General features: G+C 35.3%; 8 protein-coding genes. All 8 read right to left on the bottom strand.

Translation table 11 applies throughout. The annotated features are described in order from the left end of the window. Positions 1-4: 4 nt before the first annotated feature. On the bottom strand, positions 5-2,275 hold the full coding sequence (locus H6X70_RS04785; protein WP_194766531.1) for a glycoside hydrolase family 3 N-terminal domain-containing protein: 2,271 nt from the start codon (positions 2,273-2,275) through the stop codon (positions 5-7). Between the two features lie 21 nt (positions 2,276-2,296). After that, on the bottom strand, positions 2,297-3,649 hold the full coding sequence (locus H6X70_RS04780; protein ID WP_317171446.1) for a family 43 glycosylhydrolase: 1,353 nt from the start codon (positions 3,647-3,649) through the stop codon (positions 2,297-2,299). After that, complete coding sequence (locus tag H6X70_RS04775) at positions 3,646-4,632, bottom strand: Gfo/Idh/MocA family protein (RefSeq protein ID WP_194766530.1); 987 nt, start codon at positions 4,630-4,632, stop codon at positions 3,646-3,648. Before H6X70_RS04775 ends, H6X70_RS04780 begins: the two co-directional genes overlap by 4 nt. Before the next feature lie 73 nt (positions 4,633-4,705). Further along, positions 4,706-8,230, bottom strand: coding sequence for a sulfatase-like hydrolase/transferase (locus tag H6X70_RS04770; RefSeq protein WP_194766529.1), 3,525 nt, complete (start codon positions 8,228-8,230; stop codon positions 4,706-4,708). 451 nt (positions 8,231-8,681) lie between these two features. Continuing rightward, positions 8,682-9,740: a fasciclin domain-containing protein gene (locus H6X70_RS04765; RefSeq protein ID WP_194766528.1), complete on the bottom strand. Its 1,059-nt coding sequence runs from the start codon at positions 9,738-9,740 to the stop codon at positions 8,682-8,684. 51 nt (positions 9,741-9,791) lie between these two features. After that, on the bottom strand, positions 9,792-10,613 hold the full coding sequence (locus H6X70_RS04760; protein WP_194766527.1) for a hypothetical protein: 822 nt from the start codon (positions 10,611-10,613) through the stop codon (positions 9,792-9,794). Then, on the bottom strand, positions 10,604-12,160 hold the full coding sequence (locus tag H6X70_RS04755) for a RagB/SusD family nutrient uptake outer membrane protein (RefSeq protein ID WP_194766526.1): 1,557 nt from the start codon (positions 12,158-12,160) through the stop codon (positions 10,604-10,606). Before H6X70_RS04755 ends, H6X70_RS04760 begins: the two co-directional genes overlap by 10 nt. A 10-nt stretch (positions 12,161-12,170) precedes the next feature. After that, positions 12,171-15,362: a SusC/RagA family TonB-linked outer membrane protein gene (locus H6X70_RS04750; protein WP_194766525.1), complete on the bottom strand. Its 3,192-nt coding sequence runs from the start codon at positions 15,360-15,362 to the stop codon at positions 12,171-12,173. Between the last annotated feature and the right edge of the window lie 29 nt (positions 15,363-15,391).

Below are 15,391 nucleotides of genomic sequence, written 5' to 3'. Positions count from 1 at the left end.
AAGTTTATTTTTTTAATTGAAAAGACGTTTGTTTATAATCTGTAGAAGAGGTTCCAATCATCACGGTATAATCTCCAGGTTCCAAAACCTTTTCCATTTTAAGTCCTGTAAACTTTAACATGTCTGGCGTAATTTTAAAGGACACGGTTTTGCTCTCACCAGGATTGAGCTCAATTTTATCGAATCCTTTAAGTTCTTTGTCTGGTCTTGTAACAGATCCTTTTACATCTTTTATATACATTTGAACCACTTCTTTAGCCTTTACCTTTCCAGTATTTTTAATAGTAACACTAACTTCTATTTCTGAATCTGAAGTCATTTCTGAATTAGAAATTTTAATCTCAGAATATTCAAAATTGCTATAACTTAAACCAAAGCCAAACGGATAAAGCGGACCATCTTCTAAAAACAAATACCCTTTTTTATAATTGATTTCTTTCATGCTATAATGAAAAGGCATTTGCCCGATAGAACGAGGCACTGTAACAGGTAACTTTCCTGATGGCGATACCTCACCAAAAATGATTTTAGCTGTTGATTCATCCCCAAACTCACTTAAATCCCAAGTATCTAATATGGCATCAGCTTGTTCAGAAATGGTATTAATCGCTAAAGTCCTACGGTGTTTAAGCACCACAATTACAGGTTTTTCTAAGGCTCTAATTTTTTCAATAAGCTCATCTTGTGCGCCAACTGGCTCAATAGTGGCACGATCTCCTAAGGCACTAGTGAAAAAGGCTTCTTTAGAAGTAAACTCATCTCCACCTAAAAACAATATTGATACATCTGACTTTTTAGCCATATTCACCATTTTAGAAATGGCATTTTCGTCACGTTCAAGAAGTTTTGGTGCACCGCCTTTTTCATCGGTTAAATGAAAACCTTTTTCAGCCACAAATTTTACTTGTTCTCCGGCGACAGACTCAAACATAGTTTGAGTGTTCTCAGTTACTAACGGACCTAAAAGCGCAATTTTTATGGTTTTATTTTTATCTATTGGTAAGGTCTTATTATCATTTTTAAGAAGAATAATAGATTCTAAATCGGATTCTTTCGCCAATTCTAATGATGAATTAGCTCGCACACCTTTTTTAACGTCTTCTATATTAATGTAAGGATTGTCAAAAAGTCCTAAAATGAATTTTGTTCTAAGCACACGTCTTACCGAGCGGTCAATTAACTTTTCTAACTCTGGGTTTTTCTTAACCATTTCTGGCAAATAGGCATATGAATCTTCGGCATATAAATCGATATCTATTCCAGCTTCCAGACCCATTTGTGCAGCATCTTCTGGAGATTCGGCTACATTCATAAAATAGAACAAGCGCGCTATATCATTAGAGTCGGAAACCACGTAACCTTCAAACCCCCATTGATCTCTTAAAACCCCTGTTAACAATTCCGGATTCCCGTGACTGGCAATGCCATTGATATCGCCATGAGACGCCATAATTCCTAAGGTTTTTGCCTCCTTTACAGCCGCTTCAAACGGCGGATAAATTTCATCTATTAAAGTTCTCGGAGAAATTTCAATAGCAGCAAAATTAGATCCGCCTAAAACTTGGCCGTAACCCGCAAAATGTTTAGCTACTGCTCCAATGTGTGTTCCATTTCCTAATCCCTCGTAATTTCCTTGAACACCTTTTATAGCGTTAACAACCATTTGGGTTGTTAAATAAGTGTCTTCACCAAAGGCCTCACTCATTCTACCAAAACGTGGATCGCGTACCAAATCGGCTTCAGGAGAATGACACATATGCATCCCTCTTAATCTCGCCTCATTTCCAACAACATCCCAAATACGGTTTACAAGTTCTGGATTAAAGGACGCTGCCGATGTTAAAGGACGTCCAAAACGAGTACTCCCCGCAGCATCTACGCCATTATAAGATTCGGTAACAAATAATGCCGGAATGCCCCAGCGGTTATTTTCTATGATGTATTTTTGAAGCTCGTTATTGAATTTTGCCGCAGAAACAGGATCCATGTGCTCTCCAGGGTTTTTAATACCCGCAATACCAAGTTTTAGTTTTTTAATAACTTTATCAGATAATTTTAGACTCCCATTGGCATCTGCTTCCACACCAATATTGGCATGAAAAATTCGCATTTGAGCTACTTTTTCTTCTAAAGATAGTTTAGGAAGAAGTGCTTCCACACGTTCTTCAATCGTTAAACTTGCATCTTTATAATCGTTATTGCTAACCTTTTCATTCTGGCATGAACTAAATACAATACCTGCTGAAAGTATAAATAATAAAAGTGATTTTTTCATTAATGTTGGTTTAATTATCTATTATTTGAAGGAAAAATTATCAATCATTAATTTTTTCCCTGGTGTTTGTTCTATCATAAAAAAGAGGTTTTCTTCACTTGCCATTTTCTTAAATTGTAATGTTATAGTTTGAAATCCTACTTTTGGTTTTAATGCTATTGTTTTATGGGCTAAAACAGGGCCTGATGCCGAATTCTTTCTTACTTCTATGTTTAGAGTTCCTCCTTGGAGATACTGTAAATTACATTGTATTTCTGATTTATTTTGCAACCCTTTTACATGAGGAAAGTATAGATAAGCCTGGGCTTCATTAGTTTGCATTACAAAGTTTTCTCCGCCTTCTTTTTTTATAAAACCATGGTTTTTAAAGTAATCTTCAGCCTCTATGGGAGTTTTACTGGCTTTATAATTTGCAACACCCAAACCATCGACACGAATGGTTGCCATTTCGCCGTTTTCTTTATAATGCACGTAACTAATAAAACTATCTCTAAAATATCGATTACCTGTTTGACTGATATCGCAATACACGTAATACCATTGGTTATGCCACTCGAAAAAGGAACCATGTCTGCCTTGTAAAAAACCTGTTGGCCAAGTAGGTTTTTCGTAACCTTCGGCGAAACTCTCCTTTTTAATTACCGAATCTTTATAATCATAAGGTCCATAAAGCTGATCTGCCATAGCATAAAAACAGCCCCAAGACAAATAATACTTATCGTTATGTTTATGAAGAAAAGGCTTATCGTCTGTTGGTTTTTCAAGGTTTTTTCCGTTTAAGTTATACGGACCTTTAGGATTATTTACCTTTATTTTTCTAGGTTTTTCAGCTAGACTAATCATGTCTGCATTTAATTTAGCGATGTAGTAATCCCAAACACCAAAAATGATATAATGATTTCCATCTTCTTCAAAAACGCAAATATCATATTCATGGGTAGGCGTTAAATTGCTTTGTAGTAAAGGTTTTCCTAAAGGGTCGCTCCATGGCCCCACGGGTGAATCTCCAACGACCACACCAGTTTGTTCATTAGCTTCTGAAAAATACCAGTAGTATTTTCTGTTCTTAAATGCCACATCGGTAGCCCAACAGCTAGAAAACTGTTTACCTATATAGGTTTCCGTTGGTTTTAACACACTTCGCTGGGTCCAATTAACCAAATCTGGCGAAGACCACACCCACCAATCTTCCATTACGAAATCTTTATTATCGATAGATTTGTCATGAGAGGCGTACACATAAGCAGTATCATTAAAAATATGAATATGCGGATCGTTTAAGCCTTTATTAGGTACAATAGGGTTTTGTGCATGCAGAAAAACCGACATGCAAAACGACACTATTACACTTATTTTTAACACTTTACTACTCACTCTTTTTTATATTTATAGCTATTCCCACAAAACACATCCATAATATGAGTTACAATGGCTGCTTCTTTCACGGAACAAGGATTTGGGTTGTTCCCTAAAAAATAACCAACCGTTTTCTCTATCATGGGTTGTTGTACATGCTCAGGGTTTTCATAGTGATAACTTTCACTTTCTCCATCCTTTACTAAGATTACTGTATTACCATAAAATGAAAATGAAATACTGCCTCGTTCTCCTTGAATTTTACATTCGTCTTTATCTTCTAAAGCATTGAAATCCCAATTGCCTGAGAAGTTCACTCCATTTTTAAACAATACCTCACCACTTACATCTTGATTTGATATCCCCTTTTCTTTACGGCTTGCTTTTTTTATATGCTCTACCGCACCAAAATAGTAACACATCAAATCGATTTGATGAGGCGCTATATCATGAAAATATCCTCCTCCTGAAATTTCAGGATTTGTTCTCCAGTTCTCGTCTGTTTTAGCTATCAAACTGGTATTTGAAGTTTGCTGTATATTTATTTCTGCTGATATTATTTTCCCAATATTGTTAGATTCCAATAGGTCTTTAACTTTTAAAAATACCGGCAACTCTCGTCTATAATGAGCTATAGTAGCTTTCACCTTACTACTATTAACAGCATCCAAAAGTATTTGGGCTTCTTGGCTATTAAGTACCATCGGTTTTTCTACATACACATTCTTTCCTGCATTTATAGCTTGAAGTGCATATTCAAGGTGTGATGATGGCGGTGTCGCTATATAGACACTGTTTACCAATTCGTTCTCAATTAACTTCGTAGCACTTGTAGTCCAATGTGCTACACCGTGACGCTTAGCAAAATCTATTACTTTGTCTTCATTTCTTCGCATTACAGTAATTAAAGAGGAACGCTCTGTCTTATAAAAAGCCGGTCCGCTTTTAACTTCTGCGACATCACCACAACCTATAATCCCCCAATTTATCCTGCTTTCCATTATTTTCTAAAAGGTTAATGCTGTATTCTCATCATTCAACAATGATATTGTAGACTACTTTATATTGACTTTATTAAAATGAATTAATTTTTAGTTCGATGGTATGCTTTCCTGGTGACAATTGTACGGCGCCAAAAGCAGCTGGTACTTTTTGTCCATTATGAATTAAATCCTTCCCTTCTATATCATCTAAAGAAAACTCGGCCACCATATTTCCTGGGATTTCAATTTCATAGGTCTGTAATCTAGGTCCATTATGTGTGTACTTTGCGTGTATGGCACCGCGAACAGTTGGCACTGTAATTTCACTAGATTTAAGTTTGCCCATTTGTGGTTTAATACTAGCAATACCAAATCCTGCCGTTTTTGGTTTAATACCCCATAATCCTCTAGGAATAGCATTTGCTGGCACTGCTCCCCAAGCGTGATTCCAGTCGAGATTGTTTTTATACTTATTATCCCAAGCTTCAAGAGTAATGGTCGATCCAATACGAATCATATTATACCAACTTCTTTCTGCTGTACTCGCTAATAAATCAAGGGCATAATCTGCTTCTCCTACGTTATATAAGCCATCCATTAAAAATTGTGCACCATATACACTACAAGCCATACCACGAGATTTCACGTATTCTACCACCGAATCGACATGTTCATCAGGAACCAAGCCAAATGCTAAAGGCATCATATTGGCATGTAGCGATGCATGGTCAGTACCAATGCCATCTACATAAATTCCGCGCTTTTTATCGAACATTTGCTCGTTTACTGCCTTTTTAGCTTTCGATGCTCTAAGTTCGAAGTCTAAAACCTCATCGGTTTTACCCAATATTTTGGCAAATTGAGCCATAATTATCATATTCTCATAGAAGAAAGAGTTAATTACTGTATTATAAGGTTGAAAAACAAAACCATCTCGTTCCCCTTTTGTTTTACTACCATTAAAATTAGCCGATGGCCAGTCAACAATATCTGTTAAGGGCTTTTTATAACCTTCGGGGAAACCTAATTTTTTCATGAACTCGGCATTCACTTTGGTTGAAGTTATCAGACCTTCTTCATTTGAAAGTTCGTAAAGCGATTTGTGTTTTAAATCTTCATAATAACGCTCGATAAGCTCTTTATTACCAGTATACATGTAGTCTGCGAAAAGTAATAGAGGTACATGCTGTTGCCACTCTGTTGGCCATGTAGGGTGCTTCATAAAATACTCTATGGTACGTCTTGCCATAGCGTATTCCCTATCGGTTGTATAATGGCTTAATTGATTTAAATAAGCATCGGCTTCATAAGGAATACGTTCGCGATCGCCATCAACGTATAATCCGTTAAAGGTTGTGGCTTTTATAGAATATTTACATAAATCCCATACTTGGTTTAGAATATCATTATTACTTCTAAAATGGCTGGCTTTTTCGTCCCAAAAAGTGTGAAATGCCAGTTGTTTTACTTGGTTCATTTTAATTTCCGACTGAGCACCTTCAATTTCTGCATATCGAAATGGTACCAGTGGCGGGAAACCATCTGGTAATGGAATGGCTTTGTTTGCCCTAGTGTTTCTTTCATCAGTTTGTACAGGAATTCTATATTCCGATTTGCCTGGTTTTACAGCAACCTTCAACTCCTGGTATCTAATGTTACTTTTAGCCGGTGGAGTTCTATTTACATTTCCGTTAGCATCAAGCATTTCACCCACTCTTACGATTAACGTATGTGGCGTTTTTGCATGGTAGGTAAAATCCATTGTAGCAAATGCGGCTTTACCAAAATCTATAAAATAAACGCCATTTCTATTTTCAAATTTGGCTGGTTCTATCTTATCAATTTCAAATTTATTTTCTGTAGATATGATATAGCTATCACTCTTTCCTGTAGTAAACTTTTGCGCTTTAGAGTAATCAACTAAACGATTTTCTTCGTCCCAAATTCTAACTTTCCAATAATAAGTCTTTCCTACTTCTAAAGCTTTACCTTGATGTTCTACATTAGTAGATTCTGATGATCGAACTTGACCACTATCCCAAACATCGCCGTTATTGGCATCGATAATATCTTGGCTAGAAGCCACTAAAATTTGATAAGCCGATTGGAATTTTGCTCCCAATGGGACCGTCCATCCGAATTCAGGTTTTAAATCGAAAATAGTGACGTCTTTTTCAGGCTCTCTAATTAACTCAACCGTCAAATCGGTTGGAGCTGCTCTAAATTCGTTACTATTTTTCTTAATTAACTCATCGAGTTTCGTTTTAAGTTTGTCAGCTACTTCTCTATATTTTTTCTTTCCTATTAAGTTTTTAGTTTCTAAAGGATCCTTTTTTATATTATAGAGTTCTTCAATAGTGTGATCGTTTACATAACGAAAATATTTCCACTCTTCGGTACGCACACCTTCACTTGGTGGTATGTTCTCAAAATCCCACAGATGTTCAATTAAAATGGTATCTCTATTAATAGTGTTTGTTTCTTGTTTTACAAGAGGCAGTAAACTTTTACCTTGCCAAGACGCAGGGGCTTGCACACCAGCTAAGTCTGCAATAGTTTGGGTAACATCGATATTTAACACCATATCGGATATGTCTTGGTGTTTTTCAACTCGTGGATCATAAACTATTAGAGGAACACGAATAGAATTATCGTACATTAACCATTTCCCTGCTAACTGACGTTCACCAAGGAAATAACCATTATCCCCCATTACAATGATAACCGTGTTTTTGTCTAAGTTTTTCTCTTTTAATTTTTCTCTAATTTTTGTGATCTCTAAATCCACTCCAGCAATCATACGGTAATAGCCTTTTAAACTATGCTGATATTTTTCAGGAGTATCATAACGCCAAGTCCAACGTAGTCTATTAAAGCCTTCCCTAACAGCTTTTGGCTGGGCATCAAAATATTTTTTATCTGCTAAAGCTGGTTCTGGAATGGTTGTATTTTGCAACAAACCATCGGTAGTGTTTTGCCAAAAGTATTGTTCTGGAGCGCCATCATGGGCATGTGGTGCACTAAAACTTAAAGACAACATAAATGGTTTTTTATTTGTTGCATTTTTATCGATAAAATCGATGGCCTGCTGACCTGTATATCGTGTGAGGTGCACGGTATCGTTATCGATAGTTTTATAATAATATCCTCTTTTATCTTTATATCTGTTATTTCTATCGTAGGATTCGTATTCGTCAAACTGACTTTCTAAGTTATCGTACCTTACGCCATATTTACCATAGAACCCTGTATAATAACCATTTTCCTTTAATAGCTTAGGATAGGCGTTCCCCATGTACTCTTCCCTTACATTTCCCGTTTGAAAGTTAAAATTATGCGCACGTTCATGAAGCCCTGTCCATAAAGAGGCACGACTGGCTGCACAAATGGGTGTAGAAACAATGCCATGATTAAAATAAGTACCACTTGAAGCTAACTTATCCATCTCTGGCGTACTCACGTATTTATTTCCTGCATAACCAATAGCGTCAAAACGCTGATCGTCTGTGAGGATGAAAATAATGTTAGGCTTCTCATCACGATCATTTTGAGCATTAGCGATTTTTAACCCCGTAAATGATGTTATTAATGCTATTAAAAAAATGTTCTTATACATATCTAAAATTTAGTTTATCTCTTTTTATTATCCTTTTTAAGATCTCTTTATCTGTAAACAGTACCGATATAAAACTGTTTTTTTGCCTTAACTGATAACCTAATTGGCTTTATCCATATTTTTCCAACTACCAATTTGCTAATACTTTGGAATCAAGAATTTTTATTAGAATTTATTATTTTTTACTAGTAAAAAGTAGGAGTTACTTTAATAGCTAGTAATCGATAATCGAAGGCAGCACACTTTCTATTTACATGTAACTACCTATTGATTTACGGCATACACGAATTAGGTTAGAAAGAAAGCCCTCTATATTTTATTAAACAGAGGGCTTCACAACTAAACTAACCTTAATTAACCACTACTCCTATGCATATATCCAATACATATCATCAATAAAGTTCTTTATAATAAATATGAACTACATAAAACTTTAATGAATCATTAGTATTTATGGTGTAGGCATAGGTAATAATACTTTATCAATCGCATGAACAAATCCATTTACGGCTGTAATATCAATTAAACCGGGAATGAAATTTGCTGTTCTGTTATTAGGATCTGTAACTGTTAAATTAATTGGGTCTATCTGCAACAATTCATTATTAGAGGCAGGAAGAGCAAAAGGCCTTCCGATATCTACCATCTCTTGAGAAGAAATTGCGGCTATGTTAATTAATTGTGTTGAAATAGCGTCTGCCACGAACCATGGGTCTAAATCTGTTAAATTAGAGACACCTTGTTCCACTAACAAATCAGTAAAGGCATCATTGTTAGGCATTAATAAAGTTAAGGCTGCCTCAGAATCTATTAATTTAGCCATTAAATTAGGGCCATTACCATCTGCATCACGAGCTGTATCGGCATATTGCACAGCATCGTAAAACGTAGTTAAAGAGGGTACCATAACCGAAAAGTCAAGTAAAACTGGAAGCTCAATAACATTGTCTACTACATGTATTACACCATTATTAGCTTCTACATCTGCTGTAATGACACTTGCTTCTGCGTTTACTGTAACTCCTCCATTTGATACATCAATATACATTGACACATTCTTTTCACTACCTCTCTCTCCAACTAGAGCTCTAGAATGCGTTAAACCTGACACAAGGTTTGAAGAGTTAAATTCACCTATAAGAATATGATTTAAAATTACTCTTTCAATAAGCTCTATATCAAGTAAAGCCAAGTCATCAATACCATTCATATCCAACCAAGCTTGAAAAACTTCATCGTTTGGGACAAAAACCGTACTGCTTCCTGGTACATTTAATTCTGAAATTATTTTTACACTTCCACTTTCCTCAATTAGCCTCATCGCAGATTCCATAATACTGAAATCTTCTCGTGCTATAATAATTTGAGAAATTGTTTCTGGGTTTTCTACCTCTGAAGGAACAAATGGTTCGTAAAATTCTGGATCTTCAGGAATGTTACAAGAAAACACTAATAGAAACGACATGAAGGCAATACATGTATATTTTAAAATTTTTAGTTTACTGTTCATGTTAATATTTTTTATATTAAATTATATTTTATTTAATCACTGTATTTTAGTTTAATTTACAGTGAAATTATCATAAAAAGGATAAGGGTAATACCTAACCGTATCATTAAGATAATGACCTACACCATTATTAAACACATAATTATGAGACCTGATTTTTTCGTTAAATCCAGGTTGTATGGCAGTGTCTATAAGCGGTGCACTTAAATTATTCGCTTCCATTTCCCATTCTATGTCACGTCTCAAAGCCATAGGTGCCAATTCTGAAGACAATCCTGAAGGTTGTCCAGTTGCAGCATCTATATTAACTTGAGGTAATAGCGTATTAAAAATAAAATCTTTATCAAAAATGGTGATTTTAGGAACCTGTTGCACCTCTTCTTCTACGATATGATACTTCAATATAGCTTTTAGCCTATTTATTTGATAAGGCTCGGTTATGGTAGCCATTAAAGAATCGGCATTTACCCTTGCCGTTGGTGCTTGCGTGGTTCCAGTAACTGCTCTAATAATATCTCTATCCGCATTTCCACCTGTAAAAGCATTGTTATTTAACAAGAAGTAAGTTCTTCTTGTTGCTGTTTGGCTATACAGGTCTTCAAAACCAACATGTTTTATAGCTGCAATCATAAAATCTAACTCTTCTTGATTTAAAACTTTCCTGTTTAAATCATCTGCAATATCTGTAGTCGTTCTAGATTGAATATACTCCCATGCTGTTAAATTCTCGAAAGGATCTGCATAAGTGTTTTCTGGTTTAAAGTTAAACTGGTCTTGTACGTCTAAAGTGCATGCACTTAGCACAAATAACAACCCGACAATGACTAAACTTTTTATATAAATTTTCATAATTTCTTCTTTTTTTAATCCCATCCTGGATTTTGATTTAACAATTCATTTTCCAATAAATGTTCTCTGAAAATCGGCCAAACAATACGGTCTTCACCGAAAGGAATTACTTCTCTATTGTTCAAAATTGGAGTCATTACTTCAACCGCCTTGTCATTTCGAACCAAATCCCACCATCTTTTGGCTTCACCAAACAATTCTAATTTTCTTTCTATCAATAAGAAGTCTAGCTGCGCTTCAAATGAATTTCCAAAATCAGTTTGTGATGCTAATGGTAATTGCCTTGCCGTTCTTACTTGATTAATCAAGTCTAAACATACATTAGGATTACCCAGCTTTAGTTCGGCCTCTGCGAGCAACAAAATCATATCAGCAAAACGAAAAACAGGAATATCTGTATTATCATCATTTGGATCTAGACCAACCCTATTCTTAATAAATTTGGTGCATCTGGCTTCCCCAAATGCAGCAGATCCTAATCCATCTTCCATGGTAGCATTTTCGTTTCTACAAGCAAAATGTCTCCAATCGCCATATAACGGAACTGTGTATGTTGTATCTACTTCTTCTACTACCTGTGAGAAAACTGGATCTGTATTAGGATACTTTGTTGCCCAACCTAATGAATCGATAGGAAACCTTCTAATCCATTCTAATTCAGTTTCTTCAGAAATGGTAGTTACAGCTGCCCCAGCATTATAAGCTCTTGCAACTCCTGAAGAAGTCTCTTCAAAATTATATTGAATTGAAAAAATTAACTCAGGTCCCATCTGAACTTTACCAGGACCGTCTGGGAATTGATCGGTAGCTGGTTGATTCAAGAATAGATTTTGCCAATCTTCTGGAGTCTGCACCAAACTGTGAGAACCTAGTGTAATTAACTTCTCTATAGCCTCTTTTGCCAATTGTTCTTGTTTCTCCCACATATAAACTTCAGCTTGATGAGCTAAAACACTAGACTTAGAAAATCTATAGTTTGATTGTATTGTCGATAGGTATTCTTCAGCTTTCAACATGTCAGGAATAACCAAATTTGACATAATCTCGGCATATGGCGTTTGAGGTTGTTTAGCTTCACTTACTGTATTAATGGGTTTGGTAAAAACAGGTACATCATTCCACATACGTGCCAAATCAAAATACACTTTAGACCTAATAGCATAAGCTTGCCCTATAATATTTGGGTCTGCACCTTCAAAATTATTTTCTGCTTCAATAATTCTATTTACCCTATCAATAACCACATAATGATTTCTCCATCTTAAGTATCCTTCTCCTGGATCTAATGTGCTATTATGTAATGAATTTCTAGAAGCATTGGCTCCATTTGGTTGAAAATCATCCGACCTAAATTCGCCTGTATTTATATAAAAATCACTGTATGCAACTTGAACACCATCATAAGCACCAATTAATGCCGCTTCTAATTGTGCATTATCTTTGTAAAATTGCTCTGGAGAAATTTCACTTATAGGTAACTCATCAACAAAATCATCACAAGAATACAATACACCTAATAAAACTAGACTGCATATTGTATATTTTAATTTATTTAATATCATATTTTTCATAACTTTAATTTTAAAATTGTGCCCTAAGAGTTAATAAAATCTCTCTATCATTTGGATATCTTAATGAATCCTCACTTGGCGTCAACGGGTTACCTCTAGAACCAAATTCTGGGTTATATCCAGGATAGTTCGTCCAAGTGAGCAAGTTATTTACCGAAAAATTAAGCTTAAGTCCAGTCATACCAATATTAAGATTTTCCAGAACTTCTTGAGGAAAGCTATAACCAAACCTAACATATCTCCATTTAATATAACTTCCGTCCGATACATAAGTGCTATTTGCTGTTGCTCCTGTAAAATCAAATCTATTTTGAACTCTAGTATTACCGCCTTCTAAAGCTGGATAGGTAGCTATATCACCTTGATTTTGCCAAGCATTATCAAGTCTACCTGGAGAGACAGATAATACTGCTGCTCTTAAACTGTTTCTATCATGATCATACCTTCTATAAATATCGTTACCAAAACTATAATCGAACAAAGTTTCGAAAGACCAGTTTTTATAGGTGATATCGTGTGAAAACCCACCAAAAACAGTTGGTAGACCGTTACCCAAAATCTGCTCATCATCACTATCTATTACAAAATCTCCATTTACATCATCCCAATAATAGTCTCCACCTCTTAAGGTATTTCCAGATGATCCGTGAGTAAGTTGCTTAATATCTGCCCCTAAAGGATATTGATCTCCATTGGCTCTATTATAAGTACCTTCAAAAAATCCGTTAGCATCATAATTTGGATACAACTGCTCACCTTCTGGTGTAAATGCATTTGATTCGTCGTATTGAAAAACACCATGATTTTTATATCCCCAAATATTACCTATAGGCTCTCCTTCGCGTGTTACAAATCGTCCTTGATATATATCATCTTCTAATTCTAACACCTTATTTTCTAGCAACCCTAGATTAAAACTAGATCTCCAAGAAAAATCCTTATTCTGAACTATTGTACCACTAAGAGTAAAATCCATACCTCTGTTTTTTACAACAGCTTTATTTTCTCTAACAACACTAAATCCGGACTCTTCAGGTAATTCAGTATTTACTAATAAGCCATCTGTAAGTTTCTCCCATAAATCTAAAGAAAGGTTTAATCTTCTACCCTTAAATAAGCTTAAATCAAAACCTAAATTTATTGATTCGGTTTCTTCCCATCTTAAATCTTCATTACCTAGAGAAAACGGAGCAAAGCCAGTTTGTCCTTCATAGTTATAACCAGGAGCAAGTGTCGTTAGGAAATCATATGGTCCAATTCTATCGTTTCCTACAATACCATAAGATGCTCTTACCAAAAGATTTGAAACTACAGAACTATTATTAAGGAATCCTTCTTTACTTATTCTCCACCCTAAAGTAGCCGATGGGAAATAACCATATTTGTTATTTCCTCCGAAACTTGAAGATCCATCTCTACGAAAGGTAGCTCCTACCAAGTATTTGTTATTATAATCATAATTAAAACCTGTAAATAAAGAAAATAAACCTGTTTGGGTATTTTGAGTTCTATCTCCTCCGGTTCTATCTACGATATCAAGCGGATTTCCATCAGCATCAGCAAAAAGAGAATTATTAAACGTTTCTATTAAATCGTTTGCAAAATTGGCTCTTAAAGTTAAATTCTCGTAAGTGTCTCTTTGAATTTGCATTCCTAAAAAGGCACTAACATCATGCTTTCCCCAACTTTGATTAAAGTTAAGTGTATTATCCTGCTGGATACCATATCTCAATAAGTGTCTCTCACTACCTGAATTGATACCATTTGCATAGTTTCTTGCATCCAGGATGGCTGGAGTGAACCCTTCAAACTTCTCATATGAGAAATCTACACCAAACTGAGACCTAATTGATAAGGAAGGTAGAATCTGGAATTGTGCATAGCTAAATGAATTCGCTCTATAGCGTCTTCTATCATTTTTTCTTAATAAAGCATTTTGAATTGGATTCAAACTTTGCTTATTAGGAGAGCCTGGAGTAAAACTCCCATCTGGCTCATAAATAGGTAAATATGCTACCCTATTTAAAAGGTGACCTAAAACAGGTCCAGGATTCGTACTATTTGTAAATTCATAGGACATATTAATTAATGTTCCAAACTTAAATTTATCGTTAGGAGTAGCGTCAACCTTTAATCTGGTATTAATTCGTTTGTGATCACTATTTAAAATAATACCTTCTTCATTAAAAAATCCATTATTCCAATAGAAAGACATTTTGTCACTACCACCACTTAAAGCTACATTGGTTTGATGTCTTATCCCCACTCTAGTAACCATTTTCTGTAAGTCTGGAGAATTACGTGTTACTAAGCTCAAAGAATCTCTAGCAATTGGTCCCCATGTAATGCCTTGTCGTCTTTCTTGCTCTAAACGTTGAGCTGCATTTGGAGCTGGTAAATCACCAACTAGTTGATTCATACCGGTTATGGTTGTAACATCTAGTTTAATTTTACCTTCAACACCTCTTTTTGTGGTGATAATAACTACACCATTACCTGCTTGAGCTCCATAAATTGCTGCAGTAGCGCCATCCTTAACAACCTCTAACGATTCTATATCGTTAGGATCTATATTGTCTATATCAAAAGTTTGCTGCCCATCAACAACATATAAAGGTCCTGTAGCTCCTGCTGTAAAGGTAGACACCCCACGAATTTTGATATCAAATCCTTCACCAGGCCCATTATTACTAGTAATCTGAACACCAGCTACTTTACCTTGGATACCTTGAAGAGCGTCTACTGGAGCTGCTTGATTTATAGATTCTGATTTAACAGTGTCTACCGCACCAAGTATTTTTTCTCGCTTTACTTGCTGGAAACCAATGACTACAACTTCATCTAGGGTAGCTGTATCTTCCTCTAATTGAACTGCAATATTAGTAGAATCGCCAATAACAACTTCTTGTGTTTTATACCCTATATAAGAAAACACTAAAGTCCTTGATACTGAAGTTAATTGAAGAGAAAAATTTCCATCAAAATCTGTAACGGCACCATTTCTAGTTCCTTTTTCCACAACATTTACCCCAGGCAAAGGCATATTATCTGAACCACCTGTCACAGTACCTGTAATCTTATTTTGTGCATCTAGATTAATTACGGAAAAACTGGAAAGTAAAATGACCAGTAAAATAGTAAACCCTGGAACTGAAAAGTTCCATTTAATCTTTGGTTTAATTTTTGGTTTTTGTTCATTCATAAATATTTAGTTTGAATTTAGTTAATATA

Source organism: Tamlana sp. I1, from assembly GCF_015355625.1.
Taxonomy (GTDB): domain Bacteria; phylum Bacteroidota; class Bacteroidia; order Flavobacteriales; family Flavobacteriaceae; genus Pseudotamlana.
Note: the sequence above shows the minus strand (reverse complement) of the source record. Positions and strands in the feature narration are given on the sequence as shown.